General features: G+C 66.6%; 18 protein-coding genes. 7 read left to right on the top strand and 11 right to left on the bottom strand.

Annotated elements, in window-relative coordinates; translation table 11 throughout:
- Window positions 1-11: 11 nt before the first annotated feature.
- The 9 genes from AC1D29_RS03665 to AC1D29_RS03625 form a co-directional block, all read right to left on the bottom strand.
- A complete protein-coding gene (locus tag AC1D29_RS03665; RefSeq protein WP_477894538.1) occupies window positions 12-767 on the bottom strand; it encodes a S1 family peptidase in 756 nt (251 codons plus the stop codon).
- 17 nt (window positions 768-784) lie between these two features.
- Window positions 785-2,062 (bottom strand): GNAT family N-acetyltransferase, encoded by a 1,278-nt coding sequence (locus AC1D29_RS03660; protein WP_477894537.1) that lies wholly within the window; start codon window positions 2,060-2,062, stop codon window positions 785-787.
- Window positions 2,063-2,101: 39 nt separating this feature from the next.
- Window positions 2,102-4,897, bottom strand: a complete 2,796-nt coding sequence (gene prsT / locus AC1D29_RS03655; protein ID WP_477894536.1) for an XrtA/PEP-CTERM system TPR-repeat protein PrsT — start codon at window positions 4,895-4,897, stop codon at window positions 2,102-2,104.
- Complete coding sequence (gene prsR / locus AC1D29_RS03650; RefSeq protein ID WP_477894535.1) at window positions 4,894-6,255, bottom strand: PEP-CTERM-box response regulator transcription factor; 1,362 nt, start codon at window positions 6,253-6,255, stop codon at window positions 4,894-4,896. The genes prsT and prsR overlap by 4 nt, the downstream gene beginning before the upstream one ends.
- Complete coding sequence (gene prsK / locus AC1D29_RS03645) at window positions 6,252-8,402, bottom strand: XrtA/PEP-CTERM system histidine kinase PrsK (protein ID WP_477894534.1); 2,151 nt, start codon at window positions 8,400-8,402, stop codon at window positions 6,252-6,254. The genes prsR and prsK overlap by 4 nt, the downstream gene beginning before the upstream one ends.
- A gap of 60 nt (window positions 8,403-8,462) precedes the next feature.
- Entirely contained in the window at window positions 8,463-9,845 is a 1,383-nt protein-coding gene (locus AC1D29_RS03640; RefSeq protein ID WP_477894533.1) for a TIGR03013 family XrtA/PEP-CTERM system glycosyltransferase, read from the bottom strand.
- A gap of 698 nt (window positions 9,846-10,543) precedes the next feature.
- Window positions 10,544-11,686, bottom strand: a complete 1,143-nt coding sequence (locus tag AC1D29_RS03635) for a branched-chain amino acid ABC transporter substrate-binding protein (protein ID WP_477894532.1) — start codon at window positions 11,684-11,686, stop codon at window positions 10,544-10,546.
- 121 nt (window positions 11,687-11,807) lie between these two features.
- Window positions 11,808-12,230, bottom strand: coding sequence for a DNA polymerase III subunit chi (locus AC1D29_RS03630; protein ID WP_477894531.1), 423 nt, complete (start codon window positions 12,228-12,230; stop codon window positions 11,808-11,810).
- 2 nt (window positions 12,231-12,232) lie between these two features.
- Window positions 12,233-13,696 carry a leucyl aminopeptidase gene (locus tag AC1D29_RS03625; protein ID WP_477894530.1) on the bottom strand — a complete coding sequence of 488 codons (1,464 nt, stop codon included), beginning with the start codon at window positions 13,694-13,696 and terminating at the stop codon, window positions 12,233-12,235.
- Between the two features lie 28 nt (window positions 13,697-13,724).
- On the opposite strand from AC1D29_RS03625, the gene lptF reads away from it, so the two are divergent.
- Genes lptF through AC1D29_RS03605 form a run of 4 tightly spaced genes read left to right on the top strand, consistent with a single transcriptional unit; the run spans window position 13,725 to window position 17,255 of the window.
- Window positions 13,725-14,822: an LPS export ABC transporter permease LptF gene (gene lptF, locus AC1D29_RS03620; RefSeq protein ID WP_477894529.1), complete on the top strand. Its 1,098-nt coding sequence runs from the start codon at window positions 13,725-13,727 to the stop codon at window positions 14,820-14,822.
- Window positions 14,819-15,946 (top strand): LPS export ABC transporter permease LptG, encoded by a 1,128-nt coding sequence (gene lptG / locus AC1D29_RS03615; protein WP_477894528.1) that lies wholly within the window; start codon window positions 14,819-14,821, stop codon window positions 15,944-15,946. Before lptF ends, lptG begins: the two co-directional genes overlap by 4 nt.
- Complete coding sequence (locus AC1D29_RS03610) at window positions 15,946-16,314, top strand: sirohydrochlorin chelatase (protein WP_477894527.1); 369 nt, start codon at window positions 15,946-15,948, stop codon at window positions 16,312-16,314. The genes lptG and AC1D29_RS03610 overlap by 1 nt, the downstream gene beginning before the upstream one ends.
- The gene (locus AC1D29_RS03605) at window positions 16,311-17,255 is read left to right on the top strand and encodes a CysB family HTH-type transcriptional regulator (RefSeq protein WP_477894526.1); all 945 of its coding nucleotides are present in this window, start codon (window positions 16,311-16,313) and stop codon (window positions 17,253-17,255) included. The genes AC1D29_RS03610 and AC1D29_RS03605 overlap by 4 nt, the downstream gene beginning before the upstream one ends.
- 14 nt (window positions 17,256-17,269) lie before the next feature.
- On the opposite strand, the gene AC1D29_RS03600 is transcribed toward AC1D29_RS03605, so the two are convergent.
- Window positions 17,270-18,970 (bottom strand): FimV/HubP-related protein, encoded by a 1,701-nt coding sequence (locus AC1D29_RS03600; protein WP_477894525.1) that lies wholly within the window; start codon window positions 18,968-18,970, stop codon window positions 17,270-17,272.
- A 131-nt stretch (window positions 18,971-19,101) separates the two neighbouring features.
- Between AC1D29_RS03600 and AC1D29_RS03595 the strand changes: the two genes are divergently transcribed.
- Window positions 19,102-19,806, top strand: a complete 705-nt coding sequence (locus AC1D29_RS03595; RefSeq protein ID WP_477894524.1) for a Crp/Fnr family transcriptional regulator — start codon at window positions 19,102-19,104, stop codon at window positions 19,804-19,806.
- A 78-nt stretch (window positions 19,807-19,884) separates the two neighbouring features.
- Window positions 19,885-20,958 (top strand): phosphotransferase, encoded by a 1,074-nt coding sequence (locus AC1D29_RS03590; RefSeq protein WP_477894523.1) that lies wholly within the window; start codon window positions 19,885-19,887, stop codon window positions 20,956-20,958.
- A 3-nt stretch (window positions 20,959-20,961) separates the two neighbouring features.
- Here AC1D29_RS03590 and AC1D29_RS03585 read toward each other — a convergent pair whose 3' ends face one another.
- Entirely contained in the window at window positions 20,962-21,669 is a 708-nt protein-coding gene (locus AC1D29_RS03585; protein WP_477894522.1) for a hypothetical protein, read from the bottom strand.
- An 87-nt stretch (window positions 21,670-21,756) separates the two neighbouring features.
- On the opposite strand from AC1D29_RS03585, the gene AC1D29_RS03580 reads away from it, so the two are divergent.
- Window positions 21,757-22,449, top strand: a complete 693-nt coding sequence (locus AC1D29_RS03580; protein WP_477894521.1) for a glutathione binding-like protein — start codon at window positions 21,757-21,759, stop codon at window positions 22,447-22,449.
- Window positions 22,450-22,459: the final 10 nt, after the last annotated feature.

Below are 22,459 nucleotides of genomic sequence, written 5' to 3'. Positions count from 1 at the left end.
ATCCCGACAGCTCAATCCTGAGCACCACGGTCGGCCAGAAGCGCCAGCACATGACTCGCCATGATGGCGTAGCTGATGCCGCTCGGCGCCGCGAGCGCCGCCTCACGCGTGCCTTTGACCAGCACCATGTTGACCACGCCAACGACATCACCGCTGGCGGGATCGAGGACGGGCCCGCCGCTGTTGCCCGGGTAGGCGGTGGCGTCCAGTTGCAGCACCTCGAACGCGCCCCGGCGCAGCTGCTGCAATGCGCGAGGCTGCAGGCTCTGCGAAGTCTGGGCTTGCGGCGCGATCGCCGTGCGCGCGGCCACCATGCCGCGATGGGTGACGTGCGAATAGCCGAGCGCGCCACCCAGCGGAAAGCCCATCAGGAGAATGTCTAGCCCCTCGGCCGGGTCAACAGCGGCCAGCTTGAGCGGCGCCAGTGACGGGCCATCGAATGCCAGCAAGGCCAGGTCATGCAGGGGATCGGTACGCAGTACGCGGGCTTCCCGCACGCGCCAGCCGGCGTCGGCGGTCCAGTGCTGGATGGCAATGTTGCGATCCACCCGACCCGGCTGCAGTGGCGGCAGCACATGCACGTTGGTGATCACATGGCGGCCATCCGAGACAACAAACCCCGTTCCACTGAAGCCAAAACGCGGGCTGTCCATCAGACCGTAGCTGCCCACCAGCACCACGGAAGGCTTGACTCGCGCGATCAGCTCAACCGCGCCGTCAGCCAGGCACGCGGACGACAGGCTCGACAGCGCCGACGCTAGCAACAACGAACGCCGCGTTAACCTCACAACTCGTCCCCCACGTGGCGGGTTTCCAGCGCCGCGACACAGTGGCGCCAGGCTTCGTCGGCCTCCGTCACGCGAAAGCCGTAGAAGCTGACATCACCTCGGAACTCCCGCACGACATCCACTTTCAGGTGTGAACGCTCGTCCGCGCCGAGCTCCACCACGACGCTCCCTTGCGTGCCGACCTGCAAAGGCAGCTTCGACTGCGCCTGAAAGCCTGACAGGGACAACTCGATCACGGTCATCACGAGCGTCCGCCCCGCACCTTCGGTGGTCTTGAATTCCGCGGGGCAGCGCATGGAAAAGCGCTGGTGCCGCCGCATCGTGGCGAAGGAGACATGCCCCTCCTGCAACAGCGGAAGCACCGGACGGAACTCGGGCTGGTCGTAAATGGACCACAACAGCGCGCGACGGCGGTCGTCGAGTTCCTCGAACACGCGGCTGCGCTGGTTGAAGAAGTAGTCGAGCATCTCCGGCGTCAGGACCGGGTCGTTCGTGAGGTGGTAACGGCGACGCGGCAGCTGGATGTTGGGCAGACGCAGGTCGACGAAATAGCGATAAAGGTTCTTGCGCGGCTTGCGACTGGCGTACGTGCGGCGGAACACTTCCCGAGCGCGTGACAGGTCCAGCGTCGCCCCGACGGCGGGCGCGCCGTTGGCAAAGTCGTAATGGTCGACAGTGTTCTCTTGAAGACGGCGGAAGAACAGCAGCGACTCGTACATCTCGATGCGGTCGGGATTGACCGCGATTACGAGGTGGCGCGTGTCGAAGTACTGGGTGCAGTACTCGTACATGAACTTCATCAGCGGGAACAGGATGGACCCGCCGGTCTTTCGAAAGTCCGGGTGCACGGCCAGCGCGGAGATTTCCGCGATCTGGCCGGCCTCCGCACGCACGGGACTCAGGTCGAACGCCGCCTGCATGGGGAAGCCAAACACGCCCTCGCGAATCATCGAGATCGTGCCGACGACGCGGCCTTCATATTTGGCGCACAGTGTCGTCGTCGTGGGCAGCGCGTGATACGGCGTCACGCGCATGCCGGACGGCGACGGCTTCATGAAGCCGGAAGAGACGTAGGCGTCGTGCAGGATGCGAAAGCAAGCCTCAAGCTCATCCTGCGTGTTGGCGACCTTCAGCTCCAGCCGCGGGTCTGGCGCAGGGTCGCAATCAATCAGTCGCCGGTACAGCTCGAAGCGGACGTCGCGAGGCAGTTGCGCCAGCAGCGCGCGAAGTGTGCGGTGCCAGGCCTTGCGAAATGAAGCTTGCTTGATCGACATGCGGCGCTCCTTCGGTGGGGTGAGGCGCGGCACCACAGCCTACAGCAGGCGCATCAAACGCTTCACCTCATCCTGTCGTGAGAACTTAGGGCCGAGGCTTTCCAGGGCTTGCAATTCCTTGCGCGCAGCGGGCAGTTGCTTGTCACGGATCAGGTAGTCGGCCAGATGCAGACGGTGCACGGGCATGTCGGGCGCCAACTCCATGGCCTGCCGCTGCAGCGCGATGGCGCGGTCCAGGCGACCGGCACGCGCATGAATTTCGGCCAGCGTGTCGTGGAAGGGGCCGGACTTGGGCGCCAGCGCGACGGCTCGCTCAGAAAACTCCTGAGCACCGGGTTTGCCTTGCTGCGTCAGGATCCAAGCCAGATTGTTCAGACTCGCGGGGTCTTGCGGCACAACCTCCAGCACGCTGCGGTAGAGCGCTGCGGCGGCATCGAGGTCACCGAGGGCCAGGTAGCGATCACCCAGGTAGTAGTTAAAGAACGGATCGCGTGGACGTTCGGCGCGCCATTCCTTCTCGAACTTCTGCGCCTCCTTCAACTGGCCGGCATCTTCCATGGAACGGTGAAGTTTGACGGCGCTGGCCCCGACGCGGGCCTTGGAGAGACCCGTCCGGTATGCAGCCGCGGCGGCAGCGTGCTCCGCCTTGCCTGTGCGCAAATCACCCTCGAGCATCCAGCCTGTCGGGTCCGCCGGCGCGGCGGCTTGCGCGGCGCGGGCCTGCGTCACGGCCTGGTCGGTCTTGCCCATGCGCGCGAGCATGGTGACGAGTTGCAGCTGCGCGTCCATGTTGGCCGGTTCCAGCGTCACCGCCTTGCCAAGCTGCGCCAATGCACCGGTTGCGTCCTTGTTGGCCGCATAGGCCTGGGCCAGCCGGATGAGAGGGGCGGTATCTGTGGGCTGCAGCGTGGCAAACTGCGAGAAGGCTTGCAGCGCCTTGTTAGTATTGCCCGCAGCCAACTCGCTCAAACCGACGGCTTCCACGGCGGCAGCGCTGGACGGGAAAGCCGTGACGGCCTCGTTGGCCACCACCTGGGAGCGCTTGACGTCGCCGGCCTCCAGCAAGGCGCGCACGAGGGCTATCCGGGGCAATTCGCTGTCAGGGTACTTCTTGACCAGTGCTTCCAGTTCAGTGGCTGCCTTGGCGGCCGTATTGCCATGCGATCTGCCAAACGCCACGATGGTGAGGTCGACGTTGATCGAGCGCGGATTCTTCTCAGCGTAGGCACGCAAACGGGCCAGCGCGGCTTCGGGTTTGCCGGCGCGCTGATCCAGCGTGACGAGCGCCGAGATGGGCGCAAAGTCCTTGCTGTCGCGTTGCGCGGCGGTCTCGAACTGCCGCGTGGCTTCGGCAACATCACCCTCGGCCAATGCCAGCTGAGCGCGCAGATAGGACGCTGCGGACGCATCAGGCTGCTTCTTCTCGATGGCGTCGATGGCCGTGCGCGCCTGGTCGAGCTTGCGGCCGCGCAGGTAAGTGGAGGCCACCAGCACGTCGGCCTGCAAACCGGCGGAGGTGCGCGCGACATCCTTGAGCACCATCACACCCTGGTCGAGCTTGCCGTCCGAAATGTCGTAGATGGCCAGCGCACTGCGGGCACGCTCGTCCGTCGAATCGACCGACAAAGCTCGTTGGTAGAGCTGTTTTGCAACGTCGGGCTGACCCAGGCGCACTTGGGCGTCGGCCGCCAGCGTGAAAGCCTCGGCCGGCACGCCGGTGCGTTCGCCCAGCAGCGGCTGTAGGGTGGCCAGCGCCTTTCTGTTGTCACCCGCGCGCAGCAAGGCACGCGCCAGCAGCAGCCGCACGGGCGTGGCCGATGCTGCGCGCGGCAATGCCTTGCTCAGTTGCGCCGCAGCCTGCGCGTAATTGCCTGCCTCGAAGGCAATGCGGCCGGCGAGGTGCAGCGCGAGGACACTTTCCGGCGCCAACTTCAGCGCGAGCTGGATGGACTCCTGCGCGACGCGCAGATCACGACGCTCAAGGGCCAGTAGCGCGGCGAAGTAGTGCGTGGGCAAAGAATTGGGCTGGGCCTTGCGCAGCAACTCGAGTTGCGCGGTGGCGGCTGTCATGTCTTTCTGCCGGATCGCCAGCTCAATCAGCCCGGAATGAGCCGGTATGTCCCTAGGGTCCAGGACCAACACTTCCCGATAGACCTGGGCGATTGCAGAGGCGTCGAAGCGATCGCGCATCTGCGCCATCAGCTGCGCCTTGAAGATTTTGGGGCGCACTGTCTGTGCATGGCTGCGCTCCGCATGAGCCACATCGTCCAGCGCGCCGGGCAGGTCGTCACGCATGGCCTTGATCTGCGCCATCACCAGCAGGCCTTCGAGCCCCTCGGGATCGTCCCGCAGCGAGGCTTCTGCACTGGCACGGGCCAGATCGAATTTGCCGCGCATGCCGTAAGCCGTGGCGAGCGACGCGGACAGTTGGGCCTGCGCCTTGGGCGAGCCCAGCTTTTTCGTCGCCCAGTCGTTGATGAGCTTGTCCAACTCGCCCCGCGCGAGCTGCGCCCGCGCCAAGAGCGGCACCAGCTGGTCGGGCTCGTAGCCCGCCGCATTCAACTTGTTGAATTCGACCAGCGCGCCAGCGCTGTCGCCGCCTTCCAGCAGCGTTCGGCCGAGCAGGAAGCGCGCCTCGTTCAGCGAGCCATCCTTCTGCAACGCGTTCTTGAATTCGATGGCCGCTGCCCGGTACTCCTTCTTGTCCAGGCGCGCACGGCCCGCGGCAATCAGCTGGGCCGGGTCTTGCCCGGAGCAGGCCGCGAGCACGCCCAGTGCGGTCGCTGCGGCCCATACACGACGGTGCCGCCAGGCACGAACGAAGGATTCACTCATTTGATCTGCAGTCGATTCATCAAGTCGTAGAGGGTGGGCCGGCTGACGCCCAGCAGTTCGGCAGCGCGCACGATGTTGCCGTCGGTGCGCGCCAGCGCCGTGAGGATGGCGTGGCGCTCGGTCTGCTCTCGCACGCTGCGCAGGTCCAGGGACGCGCCGTCATCGACAGGCTCGGTGCTTGCGCGCAGCCCAAGATCGGTGGCCGTGATGCGGTCATCGTCCGCCATGATGACCGCACGCTTGAGCATGTTCTGCAGCTCACGCACATTGCCAGGCCAGCGGTGGGTTTCCAACGCCCTGACGGCGTCGTCGGCCAGCGTCGGCGCCGGGCGGCGCATCTCCGTGGCAAAGCGGCGCACGAAGGCATGCGCCAGCAGCACCGGATCGCCCACGCGGTCACGCAGCGGTGGAATCTCGACGACGATCTCGGCGAGGCGGTAGTACAGGTCTTCGCGGAAGCGGCCGTCGATGATGCGCTGCTTCAGGTCCTGGTGGGTCGCGCCGACGACGCGTACGTCGATCGGGATTTCCTGACGCCCGCCCACACGCTCGATGACACGCTCCTGCAGGAAACGCAGCAGCTTGGCCTGCAGCGGCATCGGCAGGTCGCCGATCTCGTCAAGCATCAGCGTGCCACCGTTGGCCGTCTCGATCTTGCCCAGCGTCGACTTGGTCGCACCGGTGAAGGCGCCCTTCTCGTAGCCGAAGAGCTCACTCTCCAGCAGCGTTTCGGGAATGGCCGCGCAGTTGATTGCGACGAAGCGCCCCTTGCGCTTGGACGCATCGTGCAGCCCCTGCGCCAGCACTTCCTTGCCGGTGCCGCTCTCGCCGAGCAGCAGCACGGTGGCGCCGCTGGGCGCGACCTTCTCGATCATGCGGCAGACGCGCTGCATGCCGGGGTCGCGAGTGACCAGGCCGGAGAACACGTCGCTGCTCTGCTGCATCTGCAGGCGACGGTTCTCCTGCTGCAACTCGTACAGGCGATAGGCGCGCTCGACGGTGAGGCTCAGCACGTCCGGGTCGACCGGCTTGGCCAGGAAGTCGTAGGCGCCCATGCGGATGGCACGCAGCGCGTTGTCCTGGTCGTTCTGTCCCGTCAGCACGATGACCTTGACGGCCGGATCGAGCTCAAGCAGTTTCTCCAGGCACTTGAAGCCCTCCGACACCGAATCACGGTCCGGCGGCAGACCAAGGTCCATCGTGACGACGGCAGGGTTGTTGCGACGGAACTGCAGCACGGCGCTGGCGACATCGTCGGCCAGCACGGACTCGAACCGGTCCAGCGACCATTTGAGCTGCTTCTGCAGCGCCAGGTCGTCCTCAACGATCAGCAGCGGGGCGTGACGGGGCGTGCTCATCGAGCCTCGAGCTCGGCCAGAGGCGCATCGGCCTGTGCATGGAACAAAGGCAGCAGCAGGGTCACGGTCGTGCCCCGGTTCAATTCACTCTGCACGCTGATCTTGCCTCCCAGTTCCTGCACGTATTGATAGCTTTCGTGGGCACCGATGCCCATGCCGCTGGCCTTGGTGGTCTGGAACGGCTTGAAGAGGCGATTCTGTATGAAATCCTGGCTCATGCCGCAGCCGCTGTCCTGCACCCGAATGCGGGCTTGGCTGCCCTCGGCGTCCAGCGCCAGGCAGACGCGGCCATCCACCGGCGTCGCGTCGAAGGCGTTCTGCACCACGTGGCCAAGCACGCGCTCGACGCGCTCGCCATGACCGCGCGTGCTGACGCCCGCCTGCAGTTCCAGCTCCAGCACCCGCCCCTTGCTGGCGGCTGCGGCGGCCAGGCGGCGCGCGATCTGCTCCAGATCGACCCCGCTCGTCACACCATGCGGTTTGTCGCCCTCGCGCAACTGCAGCATCAGCTGCCGCATCTTCTCGAGTGAGTTCTCGACCGTGTCCAGCATGTCTTGCTGGAACTCGGGGTTGTTGCGCAGCCGCTTGGCGTTCTTCATCATCAGCGACAGCTGGGTGACGATGTTCTTCAAGTCGTGCACGACAAAGGCCGACATGCGGTTGAAGGCGTCGAACTTGCGTGCTTCCAGCAGCGCCTCGGTGGCCTGCGCCTGCGCCAGGTAGCCGGACGCCTGGCTGGCCGCGGTGCGCAGCAGGTCGCGCACCTCCCAGTTCAGCTCGACAACGGCGCGTGGCCTCCCGAGCACGGCAAAGCCGATCAGGGCTTCGCGCACGAGCAGAGGAATAACCAGCCAGCAGCGCGGCTCTTCCACCAGCCAAGCCGGCAGTTCCAGACCTGGATAAGCGTCGCGCCGCTGCCGCCATTCATCCACGTCGACGATCCACGCGCGCGCGCGCCAGAAGCTCGCCAGCGGGCCGTCGCGCGTTTCGCTGCCAGGATGCGCAGGCAGGTTCCAACGGGCGGCCTGCACGAAGTCGGCGTCCGCCGCGCGCTGCAGCCACAACATGCCGCTCGGGCTCTCAACCAGGTTGGCCAGCGCGCGCACGACAGTCTCTGCGGTGCCCTCAGGCTCCGTGCTGCTCGACAACAGCTGCGTGAACCGCAACCACTCCTCGCGATAGTCGTAGCGGTAACTGAAGAAGTTCTTGCTGATGTAGACCCGCAGCCGCGAACGTATCGAGCCAGAAGCCACGAGCAGTGCCAAAGCCACCAGCGCGACGAAAACCAGCGCCACCGACAGCGCCCTGCCCCATTGCCCACCGGTGTAGCGAACGTAGTAACCGACGCCTGCCACGATGAGCAGATAGATGCCCACGAGCAGCAGCGCAACCGAGTGGAAGACGGCAGCGCGCGACACGTGCAGCTTGCCCAACCAGTCGCCATGCCGGCGCGACGCCACGTAGAGCAGCGGCACGGCCGCCGCATGCACCAACGCCCGCACGCTGACGGCGTCGCCGTCGAAGTGCTGGAACAGCGCAGCCTGCGACCCGATGAAGAGGTCGAAGACGAAGATGCCGCCCAGGCCAAGGCAGACCGGCTTGGCATTCCAGCGCGCGTCCGCCGTGGCATTGCGCAGCATCTGCTCGACAAGCACCAGGCCCAGCACCGCAATGCCCAATGACGACAGGGCGAGCGGCCGGATCAGCGTGTCGGAAGGCAGGCGTTCGGCAGCAAGGATCAACGTCAGCTGAGCCAGGATCGCGACGATGGCGACGGGGCGCACCCAGGCAAGCCCGGCGCCTCGACGGGCCGGCGGCAGCAACATCAGGATGAAAGTGAACCAAAGGCCAAAGCGCAGCAGATCGAGGCCAGGCGCGATCCAGCCCGGCAAACGATCGGACCAATGCCTGAGCCCGTCGGCCAGCGCAACACCAGCCCAGATCGCGCTGGTCGTCAGCGCCGCCAGAAATACCAGCGCCGGCGCGGTGACCGGCAGACTGCCGCGCACCAGCCGCTGTGCGAAATAGAGCGCGAACAGGCCATAGGCCACGCAGCAGATCAGGTCGCCCAGGGTGCTCAAGGAGGCGTGCGGGGCGAGCGCCTCGATGAAGGCGCCAGGGGCGGAGTACAGACCGGCGCTAGGCATGCGAGATTCAAGCATGCCCGACCGGCTCGCAGCATCGGCGCTTACGCCGAGGCGCGATGTTCAGCGGGCGCCCTTGCCGGTCAGCACGACGGCCACCGTCTCCAGCATGATCAGCAGATCAAGGAAGAGCGAGTGGTTCTTGACGTAATAGAGGTCGTACTGCAACTTCTCGACCGAATCCTCGATGGTCGAGCCGTACTCGTAGCGGACCTGGGCCCAGCCTGTCACACCAGGCTTCACGCTGTGTCGCACCGCGTAATACGGGATCTTGCTGATGAGCTCGTCGACGAAATACTGGCGCTCGGGGCGCGGACCGACCATGCTCATCTCGCCCCACAGCACGTTGAAAAGCTGCGGCAGTTCGTCGATGCGAACCTTGCGGATGAAGCGGCCCACCCGGGTCACGCGGTCGTCGTTCTTCGTTGCCCAGCGCGGCTTGCCATCCTTCTCTGCGTCCGTTCGCATGCTGCGGAACTTAATGACCTTGAAGGGCACGCCGTTGAGACCGACACGCTCTTGGCGATAAAGCACCGGGCCACGCGATTCGGCACGGATCGCCAGCGCAGTGGCAAGCATGACGGGCCAGGACACGGCCAGGATCAATGCAGCGAAAACGATGTCGCAAACCCGCTTGATCGCGGCGCGCACCATGCCTTGGCTGAAGCCATCACCAAACACCAGCCAGCCGGCGTTGACATGCTTGATGTTGATCTGCGCCAGCGTCTTCTCAAAATGGGTCGCGATGTCCACGACGCGCACGCCAGAAAGCTTGCAGTCCAGCAATTGGCGCAGCGGCATGCTGCCGCCCCGACGCTCGCTCAGCGCAACAACGATCTCGTCGACGTTGTGCTTCAGCGCGGCCTCGGTCAGATTGGCGCCGTCATTGATGATCTCGGCACGCGCGACCTCGTGCTGCTCTTCATTGGGCCCGGCGTAGTAGCCGACGATCTGCGCATGGGGGTCAGAGGCCCGCAAAGTGTTGCCCACCGTGCGCGCGGCGTGGCCCGTGCCGAAGATCAGGATGCGACTGCGCAGGCGGGCCTGCGTGCCGGAATGCGCCGCGTAGACGCGATGCACCATGACGGCGGCAACAGCGGCCATGGCCACCAGCGTCAACATGTCCCGGTGACTGGTATTCGACGGCACCAGGCTGAAGATGGCGTAGGCCAATGGCAGGCCGAACAGCAAACCGAACAGCGCACGGGCGCAGGACTCGGTGATGGAGCGGTTGTGCACGTGCTGGTAGAAGCCCGTGGCCGAATTAATGACGAACATGCAGCCGGCCAGCGACAAGCCATGCGAGGCCGCGAACGGCAACACGGTCTGAGCCGCTTCCCCCTGGCTCAGCACCACCGCGATGACGGCAAACACGATCAGGCCAAGGTCAAAGAAGACCTGGAGCAGGGTCTGCTTGTGCAGGTAATGGTTGAATATTCGAATCATTTACTTCCCCGATCACTTCTGCTTGGCGTCATCCATACTTGCATTCCGATCAACGGAATTCGAATCAAATCGATATTCCATTCATCCTGGCGCAGAGGCCGCCTGTCGCATCGCCGCCGTCCGCCACGCCCAACGACGACGGACCGCTTCGGAGACCGCTGGTCAGGCTTGAAATGCGCGGACTTGACGCCGCAACGAGCACCCTTCACCCACCCTTGACCGCGCCGGCATCATGCCTCTGGCCCCTGGGCTTGAAAGCCCCCCGTTTAAAGGGGGCCTGCCCCTTGAATCCGTCTCGTCCGATAGCGCCCTCTCGCACTCAGTCAAAGGTCAACTTCATGACCGGCGGCAGTAGACATGAAAGCCGGCGACAGCACCATGACAGGTCTTGCCCCTCGGCGGGCAAAGCGTGCGAAACGCACAGGCATTTCGTTGAAATTCGACGAAACCCGTTTTGCAAAGCCTGCACGCCTATCAGCCCAGCCAGATTGAAAAGACCGTGAATATTGCACGGCATATTCATCACCCACATTAGTCACGATTTATTCAGCCGACCTGTCGCTGACCCCGCAAGTTTGTCGTCTAAGCACACGCATATTGCAATATGCGCCCTCAAAAGCACCGAACCCGCCGGCGGCGGGTTCGGTCCCAAACGAAAAACACCCGCCGGCGGCGGGTGTTCGGTCAGGCAGAGATGATCAGCGCACGACGGCGAGTTGCTCGCGAGCGCCACCCTTGTAGGTGTAAAGCGTCAGCGCGCCGTTCTTGATGTCGCCCTTGTCGTCGAAGGCGATCGTGCCGGTCACGCCCTTGTAGCCGGCGGTCTTGGCCAGCACGGGCAGGTACTTGGCGGGTTCGGCCGAGTTCGCCTTCACCATGGCTGCTGCCAGCACATTGACGGCGTCATACACGTAAGGCGCGTAGATCTGCACGTCGACGTTGAACTTGGACTTGAACTTGGCCTTGAAGTCGTCCATCGACTTCTTGGCTTCGCCCTCGACGCCACCGGCCTCGGCGCAGACGACCTGGCCATCGCCCATGGTGCCGGCGGCCAGCTTGGGCAGCTCGCCCGTGCAGATGCCGTCGCCACCCAGGAACTTGGCTTCGATGCCAAGCTGCTTCATCTGGCGCAGCATCGGGCCGGCCACCGCGTCCATACCGCCGAAGAAGACCACGTCGGGCTTCTTGCTCTTCAAGGAGGTCAGGATGGCGGTGAAGTCCGTGGCCTTGTCGTTGGTGAATTCACGACCGACGACCTTGCCGCCCGCACCCTTGACACCCTTTTCGAACTCGTCGGCGACGCCCTGGCCGTAGGCCGTGCGGTCGTCGATGACGGCGATCGACTTGCCCTTCAGGTCCTTGGCGGCGTAACGGCCTAGCGTGCCACCCAGGTGCACGTCGTCAGCCACGACGCGGAAGGTCGTCTTGTAGCCGTTGCGGGTGAACTTGGGGTTGGTGGCGGACGGCGAGATCTGGGGGATGCCAGCGTCGCTGTAGACCTTGGAGGCCGGGATGGAGGTGCCCGAGTTCAAGTGACCCACCACGCCGTTGACCTTGGCGTCGACGAGCTTCTGGGCAGCGGCCGTGCCTTGCTTCGGATCGCCGGCATCGTCTTCGGCCAGCAGCTCGAACTTGACCTTCTTGCCGCCGATGGTGACGCCCTTGGCGTTCAGGTCTTCAATGGCCAGGCGGGCGCCTAGCTCATTGTCCTTGCCCAGGTGGGCGATCTGGCCGCTGGTAGGACCGACGTGGCCGATCTTGACCACCAGATCCTGGGACATTGCGGCACCACTGAGCAGTGCTGCCACTGCGCCCACCACCACATTCAACTTGACTTGCATGGATCAACTCCGGTTTGAATAGAGAGAACGAACAGACAACTAGAACTGTTGATTTTTCAACCAATTGAACATACCCCAAATCCGGGGTGCTCTCATTCGGGAAAGCGTGGACGCGGCCTTGTCAACCTGCTGCAGAAAAGTGGTCCAGCTTGGCACCCGCCTGCAGATAGGCGCGATAGCGCGCACGCCCAGCTTGAACGTGCGAGGGCTCGCGGCCGATGACTTCGAGCACGCGCTCGAAGTCCAGGCCGTCGGAGGGCATGTTCTCAGCGAGGTTCAGCAGCAGGCCGCGGTGCGGCAGCTGCGCAGCGTCGTCAACCAGCAGCACTTCGCCCGGCGCGGGCGGCGTTGCGCCGTCCCAGCGCCGATGCGGGATGAATTCGGTGGACTCGAAGCTCCACAGCAACGCGTCCAACCGGGCCGCCTGCCCCGGCGTCACGCAGACGCCGACCGGCTTGCCGGACGCGAGCGCGCGGCGGATCAGCCGGCAGGCGTAGTGCAGCGGATCTTCCGCGTCGCTGTAGAAGCTGACCTGAAGGGCCACGCTTACTTCGCGTGACTCAGCACGAAATGGGTCAGCAGACCGACGGGTCGCCCGGTGGAGCCCTTGGCCGCGCCGCCCTTCCAGGCCGTGCCGGCGATGTCCAGATGGCCCCAGCGGTACTTGGCCGTGAAGCGCTGCAGGAACTTGGCCGCGGTGATGGAGCCGCCCGCACGGCCGGCGATGTTGGCCACGTCGGCGAAGTTGCTCTTCAGGCCTTCGGCGTAGTCATCGTCCAGCGGCATGCGCCAGCAGGGGTCCAGCGCCGCGTCGCCCGCCGCGGTCAGCGAGGCTGCCAGTTCGTCGTCGCTGGCGTACATGCCGCTGCGGATGCCACCCAGCGCTATGACGCAGGCGCCGGTCAGCGTCGCCACGTCGACGACGACCGCCGGCTTGAAGCGCTCGGCATAGGTCAGCGCATCGCAGAGGATGAGCCGGCCTTCGGCGTCGGTGTTCAGGATCTCGATGGTCTGGCCCGACATCGACGTCACGACGTCGCCCGGCTTGACGGCGCGGCCGCTGGGCATGTTCTCGCAGGCGGCGACGATCATGACGAGGTTGAGCTTGGGTTTCAGCTCGGCCACGGCGCGCAGCGTGCCGATGACGCTGGCGGCGCCGCCCATGTCGAACTTCATCTCGTCCATCTCGGCGCCCGGCTTCAGCGAGATGCCGCCGGTGTCGAAGGTGATGCCCTTGCCGACCAGCACGACCGGCGCCACCGTCTTGGCCGCGCCTTCGTAGCGGGCGACGATGAAGCGCAGCGGCTCGTCCGAGCCCTGGGCCACGGACAGGAAGCTGCCCATGCCGAGCTTCTCGACGGCCTTCTTGTCGAGCACGTCGACCTTGAGGCCGTGGGTCTTGCCCAAGCCTTGCACGACCTCGCCGAGGTAGGTCGGCGTCGCGTAGTTGGCGGGGCGGTTGGCGCATTCGCGCGCCAGCTCGACGCCGGCAGCGATGGCCTCGCCGCGGACCAGGCCGGCCTTGGCGGCCTTCTGGTCGGCCTTGGCGACCAGCAGCGCCAGCTTGGCCAGCTTGGGTGCTGCCGGCGCGCTGGGCTTGGTGTGGCGGTACAGGTAGACCGCGTCGGTGGCGGCAAGCGCAGCCTGCTCGGCCAGCGACTCGGCCAGGCCGGCATCGAAGCCGACGAACGCGACGGCCGCGCTGACCGCGCCACGCGATTTGATCTGCGCCAGACCCGCCGCCAACGCCGCACGTGCGGCAGCCAGTGTCGTCTTGCCGCTGGCCGCGAGCACCAGGCGCGGGGCCTTGATGCCTTCGGCCTGCGTCAAGGTCAGCGCCTGGCCGCCCTTGAGCGCGAAGTCGCCGAGCTTGATCGCTGTTTGCGCATGCTTGGCCACGGCCGCATCCAGACCCGCGGCCAGAGCCTCACCGCCGAGTACGACGACGAGCGCATCGGCACCGACTCCCGCGAGCGCATTCAGCTCAGCGGTTTGAATCTTGAAGTCCATAATGACTAGAAGTAGATAGAGTGATTTGATGTTATTCGATTCATCGACGCGGTCCGAGCTGGCCAAAAGCTTCGGCGTCACGCTTGTGGTCATCCTGACCATCATGCTCACGTCGACCCTGATCCGCACGCTGGGCCAGGCCGCCGGCGGCAACGTGGCGCCGCAGGACGTCGTGCTGCTGATGGGCTACGCGACCATCGCCCACCTGGCGACGATGCTGATCCTGTCCCTGTTCATCGCCGTCGTCATCACGCTGGGGCGCTCCTACCGCGAGTCGGAAATGACGATCTGGTTTGCGGCCGGGATCCCGCTGTCGCGCTTCGTGCGGCCGGTGCTGCGCATGGCCTGGCCCATCCTGCTGGCCGTCGTCGTGCTGGAGCTCATCGTCTGGCCCTGGGGCAACCAGAACAGCGCCGAACTGCGCGATCGTTATCAGAAGCGCAGCGACCTGTCGCGCGTCGCGCCGGGCCAGTTCCAGAGCTCGCGCGACGGCAGCCGGGTGTTCTTCATCGAGCGCGACGGCGACAACGCCGCGACCGGCCGCAATGTCTTCATCCTCGCCAACCAGAATGAGCGCGAATCGGTGACCACCTCGTCGCGCGGCCATCTGCAGATGGAGGGCGACGACCGCTTCCTCGTGCTGGACCATGGCCAGCGCAACGAGACCCAGCGCAAGACTGGCGAGAAGAGCCTGGCCCGCTTCGAGCAATACAAGGTGCTGACGGACACGCAGGCGTTGGCCAACGCCAACCAGCTGCCGCCCAAGGCGATGGGGACGCTGGACCTGCTGCGCCTGCCGACGCCCAAGAACCAGGGCGAGCTGGCCTGGCGGCTGGGCATGATCCTGGGCGGCATCAACATGGCGTTGCTGGGGGTGGGCCTGTCGGCCTCCAACCCGCGGCGCGCCAGCAACTGGAACCTGCTGTTCGCGCTGCTGGCCTTCATCGTCTATTTCAACCTGATCAACCTGTCGCAGTCCTGGGTCGGCAATGGCCGCGTGTCGCTGCCGCGCGCACTCATCACGGTGCACGGCAGCGCCCTCTTCATCGCGCTCGCCGCCATCTGGCTGCGCGACAACGGCAACCGGTTCTGCCTGCGCCGCCGTGCGAAAGGGGCTGCGGCATGAGGACGGTTCGCAGCCTGCTGTACAAGGACATCGTCGGTTCCGTCGTGCTGGTCGCGCTGGCCTTCCTGTCGCTGTTCTTCTTCATCGACTTCGTCGACGAACTTGAGCGCATGGCCCGCATCGGCGCGGGTGGCGGCAAGGCGGCCCTGCTGGCCGTCATGGACCTGCCGGGGCATTTCTACGAGCTTTTCCCCATCGCCGTGCTGATCGGCGCCATCATGGCGCTGGCCCGGCTCGCGCAGAGCAGCGAGTTCACCATCCTGCGCACCGGCGGCCTGGGGCCTGCGCGCGCGCTCACATTGCTGGCCGGCCTAGCGGCCGTGTTCGCGGTGCTGACCTTCGTCATCGGCGACTACGTTGCGCCGCAGTTCGAGCGCCAGGGCGACGAGATGCGCGCCCGCTTCAGCCGCGATGCCAACCCGGCCAAGCGTGGCGCCTGGCTCAAGGATCACCGCAAGGTCGACGGCCAGGAACGCAGTTACTCGGTCAAGGTCGGTCGCGTCGGCGGTGCCGGCGAGCTGGAAGACGTGCGCATCTACGAGTTCGACGCCGAGAGCCGGCTGATGTCCCGCACCGAGGCCGACAAGGCCGACGTCGACGGCCAGGGCCTGTGGCATCTGCAGGCCGTCAAGCGCACGGTCTGGAACCCGGGGGCCGCGACCGGCGGCAGTTCGGTGGGCGAGGTCGTCGTCAGCGAGCAGCAACTGGACAAACTGGACTGGCAGAGCTCGCTGCATGCCGGCGTCATCGCGGCCGCCGTGCTGCCGGCCATGTCCATGTCGACGCTGGAGCTGTACCGCTACACCGCGCATCTGTCGGCCCAGGAGCAGTCGGCCCAGGCCCACAACATCCAGTTCTGGCGCAAGGCCTTCTACCCGTTCGCCTGCTTCGTCATGGTGGCGCTGGCCCTGCCTTTCGCCTACCTGCATGGCCGCTCGGGCGGCATCAGCATCAAGGTCTTCGGCGGCATCATGCTGGGCATCAGCTTCGTGCTGCTGAACAACGTCGCCGGCCACCTGGGCCTGTTGAAGAACTGGACGCCCTGGGTCGTCGCCGCAACGCCAAGCCTGCTCTATCTGGGCTTGTCGATGGCGGCATTCACCTGGCTCGTGAGGTACCGCTGATGGACGGCCTGCTGCTCTTTGCCCACGGCGCCCGCGACCCCGCGTGGGCACGACCCTTCGAGATCGTCACCGAGCGCCTGCGCGCTGCACGACCCGGCACGCCGCTGGCGATGGCGTATCTCGAATTCATGTCACCCGACATGGAGCAAGCCGCCGCGCAACTCGCCGCCGCCGGCTGCACGCGCGTGCATGTCATGCCCCTGTTCCTCGGCACCGGCGGCCATGTGCGGCGCGACGTGCCGTTGCTGCTGGACCGCCTGCGCGAACAACACGGCGACGCCATCGACTGGCAGCTGCACGCACCGCTGGGCGAGCAGGATGCTGTGCTCCAGGCCATCAGCCAAGCCTGCCTGACAGTTCTCGAATGAATCTCCACCAATTCCGCTTCGTCCAGGAAGCCGCCCGCCGCAACCTCAACCTGACCGAGACCGCCAAGGCGCTGTTCACGTCGCAGCCCGGCGTCTCCAAGGCCATCCTCGAGCTGGAGGAGGAACTGGGCGTCGACATCTTCTCGCGCCACGGCAAGCGGCTGCGCCGCATCACCGAGCCGGGCCAGCAGGTGCTGGCCTGCATCGAGATCATCCTGCGCGAAGTCGGCAACCTGAAGCGCATCGGCGAGGAGTACTCGCGCCAGGACAGCGGCACCTTCTCCATCGCAACCACCCACACGCAGGCCCGCTACGTGCTGCCGGCGCCGGTGGCGCAATTGCGCAAGAACCTGCCGCAGCTGCGCATCAGCCTGCACCAGGGCAGCCCTGACCAGGTCGCCAAGATGCTGCTCGACGAGAGCGCCGACCTCGGCCTCGCGACCGAATCGCTGGCGCAATACCCCGAGCTCGTCACCCTGCCCTGCTACGAGTGGCAGCACGTGATGGTGGTGCCGCGCGACCACCCGCTGGCCACCGTCGAACGGATCAGCCTCGAGCAGCTGGCCGCCGAGCCGCTGGTGTCCTACCACCCCAGCTTCACCGGCCGCACCCGCGTCGACAAGGCCTTTGCCGCGCGCCACCTGACGCCCAACGTCGTGCTGGAAGCCATCGACTCCGACGTCATCAAGACCTACGTGCGCCTGGGCATGGGCGTGGGCATCGTCGCGGAGATGGCGATGCGCGAAGAGCCGGCCAACAGCGACCTCGTCGCGCGGCCGCTGGGCAGCCTGCTGGGCAGCAACGTGACGCGCATCGCCTTCAAGCGCGGTGCCTATCTGCGCAACTACGTTTACAGCTTTGCCGAGTTGTTGTCCGAGCGGCTGAGCCGCAAGCTCATCGAGAAGGCCATGAGCGGCGACGCGACCGACTTCGGGATGTAGGCACGGCGCCGGCCTCAGGTCTGCTCGCCGAAGCTGGAGTCCAGCGGCAGCATCAGGTCGACGCCGTCGCTGCGCAGCCCACCCTCGAAGAGGTCACGCGCCACGCTGTACAGCGTCAGCAGATCGCGATAGGCCGGCAGGTCGAAGTGCGATGCGCCGGGGCCGGCGCCGCGGCCCAGCAGGTCGCGCAGCATCTGCATGGCAGATGCGGGATCGGACCAGATCACCTGCAGGTGCGCAATGACACTCGGGCTCGCGTCCAGCGTGCGGCCGCGTGCCAGGCTCTGCGACCACTGCGGCGCGATCGCCGGGAATCGCTGTTCGAACTGCTTGGCCAGTTCGGCGAACACCTCGGGTTCGCCGCGCTGCTGGCAGAGTTCCATCAGCAGCAGATAAGGCATGGCACCGGCATCATGGCCGCGGGCCAGTCGTGCGGCCAGCAGATCGGCGGCGGCTTCGTGCTGGCCCAGCAACTGCAGGAAGTCGACCTGCTGCTGCAGGTCCAGAAGATCATCGGCAACCGTCAGCTCGTCGGACAGCAGCGGCGCCGCGGCAGCCTGGGCCGGCAGCGGCTGCGTGGCCAGCATCGACGCATCGATGGGCGCCGCGGGCGGCATGACCTGCATCGGCGGCCAGGGCATGGGACGGGGCTGCGGCCGGGTGACCTGGTGCTGGCCCTCATCCGGCAACGCGGCCGCCCCACCGAGGACGGGCGGCGCCATGCCGGGCACCGGCACCACCGGCGCGGGCGCGGCAGCCCCCTCGGCCGCGTGCAAGGCCTTCCAGTAGGCCCGCTCGCGCCGGGCGCGCTGGTCGCGCCAGCGGCTGACGTGGAAGGCCGCCGCGCCGGCCAGCAGGCTCAGGCCCAGCGTCAGCAGCCAGGTCATCGGGTCGCGGTAGGCCGCGGCCCGACCGCTGTGCGCGACAGCAGGCGGCGCTGCGGCCACTTGAGACGGCGCCACGGCAGGCGGCGGCGCGGCGGAGGCGGCGCTTTCGGCCAGCTGGCGTGCCTCCAGCTCGGCGCGCAACTGGGCCACGGTCTGTTCGAGCTGGGTGATCTGGGCCTCCAGCTCGGGGGTCAGGTCCGTCTCCGGCGCACTGGCTGGCGGCGTCACGGGCCGCGGCGCCTCGGCCACCAGCACCTCCGGCCGCTCCAGCACCAGGCGCGGGCCGGCCACGCGGGGCTTGAGCCGCGGGCGCGGCTTCACGGCGCGTTGCGGTGCAGGCGTCGGACCAGCCTCGGCCAGCAGGCGTGGCGAGGGCTCGGCGGCCATCGGAGTAGCCACGACCGGCGGAGGTGCAGGCAAGGCGGCGGCGCCTGCCGGCGGGTCGATGAAGGCATTGAACTCACGCGTCAGCCGCAACGGGCAACCCAGGGCCAGCGTGATGCGCAGCGCGGGTTCGTCGATGCGTGCCAGGCTTTGCAGGCGGATGCGCTGCTGCCCGGGTTCACCCTCGACGCGCAGTTGCAACAGTCCGGCCGGCACACGCGCATCGCCGGCCGACACCTCGGCGCGCAGGCAGCCGTCGGTCAGTTGCTCGCCATCGGCCAGCGTCAGCGGAATGCTGACATCCAGCGACTTGCCGAGTGTGGAATGGATCAACGGCCGGCCCAGCCCCAGGGCCGTGACGCCTTGGGGCGTCAGGCCGAGCAGCAGTGCCAAGGCGGGTGTGAGAGCACCCAGCAACGTCGGGCGCAGGGCCGTGAGGGGCATTGACGGCGAGCGGCTAGCGATGCGGTTGATCGAGGGTGAATGAACAGTTCGTTTCACTCTAGCACGGGCCTAGACGGCTGCGCAGCGTGGCGCACGGGCTGCGCCGGGGCTGCACAATGCCGCTTCAAACCATGAACGCACTCAGCCTCACTCCCGCCGAACGCCAGCAGATCGACCAGGGCGCCTGGTTCTCCCGGCTCTCCGAACCGCTGCGCGAAGACATCCTGCAGCGCGCCTTCGTGCGCCGCCTGCCCGACGAGACCATGCTGTCCCACCGCGGCGAGCCCGCCGAAGAATGGTCGGCGGTCGCCAAGGGCGCCGTGCGCGTCAGCTCGGTGTCTCTGGCCGGCAAGCAGATCTCGCTGACCTATGTCGAACCAGGCACCTGGTTCGGCGACATCGCGCTGTTCGACGGCCTGCCGCGCACGCACGATGCCTACGCCCACGGCGAGACGACGCTGCTGTGCGTGCGCAAGTCCGACTTCCGCGCGCTGCTGGCCGCGCACAGCGAGCTGTACGACGCGCTGCTGCGGCTGAACTGCCGCCGGCTGCGGTTGATGTTCGACATGATCGAAGACCTCAACACCCGCCCGCTTGCCGCGCGCCTGGCCAAGCAGGTGCTGCTGCTGGCGCGCTCCTACGGCGTGCAGGAGGGCGAAGAGATTCGCATCGGCCTGCAGCTGGCGCAGGAAGACTTGGCCCAGCTGCTGGGGGCGTCTCGCCAACGCGTGAACCAGGAGCTGAAAGCCTTCGAACGCGAAGGCGCCGTGCGCGTGGAGCCCACCCGACTGGTCGTGCTGAGCCGCGACAAGCTGCTGGCGGCGGCCTCGCGCTGACACGGCGGCGACACGGCGGGTATCGGCCGAATCGCACAATGGAAAGTTCGCGCCCTCGCGCCACTTAGAACGACATCCATGGAAGCATTCACCGGCACCCGTCCCCTGGCCCAGGCGCTGGACAGCGCGGCCCTCGAAGCCTGGCTGTCCGCCCACGTGAGCGGCTTCAAGGGGCCGCTGGCGATAGAACAGTTCAAGGGCGGCCAGTCCAACCCGACGTATTTGCTGACGACGCCCGGCGCGCAGTACGTGATGCGCAGCAAGCCCGGGCCGGTGGCCAAGCTGCTGCCATCGGCGCATGCCATCGAGCGCGAGTTCCAGGTCATGGGCGCGCTGGCCGGCAGTGACGTGCCGGTCCCGGCCATGCTGGCGCTGTGTGAGGACGAGGCCGTCATCGGCCGCGCCTTCTACGTGATGGAGTTCATGCCCGGCCGCGTGCTGTGGGACCAGAGCCTGCCCGGCATGAGCAATGCCGATCGCGTGGCCCACTACGACGAGATGAACCGCGTCATCGCGGCACTGCACCAGGTCGACTTCAAGGCCGCGGGCCTGGGCGGCTATGGCAAGCCGGGCAACTATTTCGAGCGCCAGATCGGCCGCTGGAGCAAGCAATACCTGGCCTCCATCACCGAGCCCAACGCGGCGATGGACGCGCTGATCGAATGGCTGCCGGCCCACATCCCGGCCACGGCGCGCGACGAGGCCGAGGTCAGCATCGTGCACGGCGACTACCGCCTCGACAATCTCGTCTTCCACGCGACCGAGCCGCGCGTCATCGCCGTGCTGGACTGGGAGCTGTCCACGCTGGGCCATCCGCTGGCGGACTTCAGCTACCACTGCATGAGCTGGCACATCCAGACCTCGGGCGCCGCGCGCGGCCTGGGCGGCAAGGACCTGGTCGCGCTGGGCATCCCCAGCGAGCGTGAGTACGTGCAGCGTTATTGCGAGCGCACCGGCCGCGCCGACGTCGACGCCGTCATGGCCGACTGGAATTTCTACCTGGCCTACAACCTGTTCCGCATCGCCGCCATCGTGCAAGGCATTGCCAAGCGGGTTGTGGACGGCACGGCCTCCAGTGCGCAGGCCAAGGAGACGGCGGCCAGTGCCAAGCCGCTGTCGCAGCTGGCCTGGCAGTTCGCGCAGAAGGCCTGAGGCTCAGGCCACGTCGCCGGGTCGCGTGGACGGCGTCCAGGCGACCGACGTGGTCGTCGGCCAGGCGCCGGTATCGGACAGCCGCGCGTTGACGCGCAGCGCCTCGCGCGCCGCGCATTCCAGCAGCCGCACCAGCGCCTGCACCCGCGGCAGGTCGGCTTCGCTCATCTCGGTGCGCAGGTAGAGGTTGCCGCGCATGCTCATCAGCACGAAGGGGTGGCCCTCGGGCAGCAGGTCCTGGCTGGCCTGGGCCAGCGCTTCGCTGAGCTCGCCGTCGATCCAAGCGCTTGTCAGCTCCTTGGTGACGCCCACGACGCCGTAGCGCTGGCGCACGATCTGCGACGCGGCGTTGTTGAACTTGGGGAACATCACCAGCCAGCGCATCTCCTCGGGCGTGTCGGTGTCGACCCGGGTCTTCAGCGTGTCGGTGTAGGCCTCGAAGACGGCGCGCTCCAGGTTCTCCATCAGCGCGCGGCACAGCACCATCAGCTGCAGGTCGGCGTTCAGGCCCATCTCGCAGCGCATGCGCAGCTCGGAGCCCGGCAGGTAGCTGCGCTGCGACACGCCCCATTCGACGCGCAACGGCCCAGGCTGCGCCTTGGGGTGGTCGATCAGGAAACCCTGGCCGTCACGGGTCTGCGTGAACTCCGCGCCGCGCGCCTCGGCCCATTCCTGGATCGGACGCCACCGCGCCGCGTTGGCGCGGGTCACGAGCCAGTGCTTGACTTGCTTTACCACCATGAGTCGAGAGGAAGTCTGAGAATGGGGGCTGGTTGAGCGCACCGCACGGAGGCGACGATGATTGAAGTGTATTCATGGCCCACCCCCAACGGGCACAAGGTGCACATCATGCTGGAGGAGTGCCGCCTTGCGTACCGGGTGCATCCCGTGGACATCGGCGCCGGCGACCAGTTCGCCCCCGCCTTCCTCGCAATCAGCCCCAACAACAAGATCCCCGCGATCACCGATTCGGACGGGCCCGACGGCCAACCGATGTCGCTGTTCGAGAGCGGCGCCATCCTGCTCTACCTCGCCGGCAAGACCGGCAAGTTCTTGCCGGCCGATACGCGCGGCAAGTACGAGGCGTTGCAGTGGCTGATGTTCCAGATGGGCGGCGTAGGCCCGATGCTGGGCCAGGCGCATCACTTCCGCATCTATGCGCCCGACAAGTTGCCGTATGCCATCGACCGCTACACCAACGAGGCCAGGCGGCTCTACAGCGTCATCAACAAGCGGCTGGCGCACACGACCTACCTCGGCGGCGCGGCGTATTCGATCGCCGACATCGCCGTCTTCCCGTGGCTGCGCTCGTGGAAGAACCAGGGCGTGGAGATGAGCGACTACCCGCATCTGAAGGGCTGGTTCGACGAGATCGCCAAGCGCCCGGCCGTGCAGCGCGGGTTGGAGGTGCTGGCCGGCGTGCGCAAGCCGCTGACCGACGACAAGGCGCGCGAGGTGCTGTTCGGCAAGCGGCAGGTGGAGCAGCGCTGAGCCGCCGCCG

The sequence above is a fragment of the Roseateles sp. P1_C6 genome, assembly GCF_056406315.1.
The sequence above is the reverse complement of the archived record's forward strand: the minus strand, read 5'-3'. Positions and strand labels throughout refer to the sequence as shown.

What these genes read in the sequence shown, in the direction of transcription:
- prsR (WP_477894535.1), bottom strand. Translation starts at nt 6,255, where the DNA reads ATGAGCACGCCCCGTCACGCCCCGCTGCTGATCGTTGAGGACGACCTG.
- AC1D29_RS03640 (WP_477894533.1), bottom strand. Translation starts at nt 9,845, where the DNA reads ATGATTCGAATATTCAACCATTACCTGCACAAGCAGACCCTGCTCCAG.
- prsK (WP_477894534.1), bottom strand. Translation starts at nt 8,402, where the DNA reads ATGCCTAGCGCCGGTCTGTACTCCGCCCCTGGCGCCTTCATCGAGGCG.
- AC1D29_RS03600 (WP_477894525.1), bottom strand. Translation starts at nt 18,970, where the DNA reads ATGCCCCTCACGGCCCTGCGCCCGACGTTGCTGGGTGCTCTCACACCC.
- AC1D29_RS03610 (WP_477894527.1), top strand. Translation starts at nt 15,946, where the DNA reads ATGGACGGCCTGCTGCTCTTTGCCCACGGCGCCCGCGACCCCGCGTGG.
- AC1D29_RS03625 (WP_477894530.1), bottom strand. Translation starts at nt 13,696, where the DNA reads ATGGACTTCAAGATTCAAACCGCTGAGCTGAATGCGCTCGCGGGAGTC.
- AC1D29_RS03605 (WP_477894526.1), top strand. Translation starts at nt 16,311, where the DNA reads ATGAATCTCCACCAATTCCGCTTCGTCCAGGAAGCCGCCCGCCGCAAC.
- lptF (WP_477894529.1), top strand. Translation starts at nt 13,725, where the DNA reads ATGTTATTCGATTCATCGACGCGGTCCGAGCTGGCCAAAAGCTTCGGC.
- lptG (WP_477894528.1), top strand. Translation starts at nt 14,819, where the DNA reads ATGAGGACGGTTCGCAGCCTGCTGTACAAGGACATCGTCGGTTCCGTC.
- AC1D29_RS03660 (WP_477894537.1), bottom strand. Translation starts at nt 2,062, where the DNA reads ATGTCGATCAAGCAAGCTTCATTTCGCAAGGCCTGGCACCGCACACTT.
- AC1D29_RS03635 (WP_477894532.1), bottom strand. Translation starts at nt 11,686, where the DNA reads ATGCAAGTCAAGTTGAATGTGGTGGTGGGCGCAGTGGCAGCACTGCTC.
- AC1D29_RS03595 (WP_477894524.1), top strand. Translation starts at nt 19,102, where the DNA reads ATGAACGCACTCAGCCTCACTCCCGCCGAACGCCAGCAGATCGACCAG.
- AC1D29_RS03590 (WP_477894523.1), top strand. Translation starts at nt 19,885, where the DNA reads ATGGAAGCATTCACCGGCACCCGTCCCCTGGCCCAGGCGCTGGACAGC.
- AC1D29_RS03580 (WP_477894521.1), top strand. Translation starts at nt 21,757, where the DNA reads ATGATTGAAGTGTATTCATGGCCCACCCCCAACGGGCACAAGGTGCAC.
- prsT (WP_477894536.1), bottom strand. Translation starts at nt 4,897, where the DNA reads ATGAGTGAATCCTTCGTTCGTGCCTGGCGGCACCGTCGTGTATGGGCC.